Here is a 295-nt window from a genome sequence, read left to right as displayed (position 1 = left end):
ACAGGGCGACACGCATCGCGGCTCCTAGAGGGTTGATGGAAGGCGGATGGACGGCTTGGCCGATCGGACTACGGACTACGGACTACGGACTACGGGGCGAAGAGGCGTGCCTCCGCCTCCGCCCACACGTGGGTGTCTCCGGCGGGTGTGTAACGCTCCAATGGCTGAGTACGTGTGAGGAGCGCGCGTAGGTCCGCAAGAGAGCCGCCGAGCCCATGAGCACGGGCCTGCGCGAGGACGTTGCCCAGGGCTGCGGCTTCTGTTGGCCCGGCCACCACGGGGAGTCCGCTGGCGT

Annotated in this window: 1 pseudogene; it reads right to left on the bottom strand. The window is 68.1% G+C overall.

Features of this window, described 5'->3' with window-relative positions:
• Positions 1 to 89: 89 nt before the first annotated feature.
• Positions 90 to 295: pseudogene (locus AAW13_RS47330) on the bottom strand (rhamnulokinase); the annotation flags it as partial.

The sequence above is a fragment of the Streptomyces humi genome (genome assembly GCF_001005085.2).
Lineage (GTDB): Bacteria > Actinomycetota > Actinomycetes > Streptomycetales > Streptomycetaceae > Streptomyces > Streptomyces humi.
The sequence above is the reverse complement of the archived record's forward strand: the minus strand, read 5'-3'. Positions and strand labels throughout refer to the sequence as shown.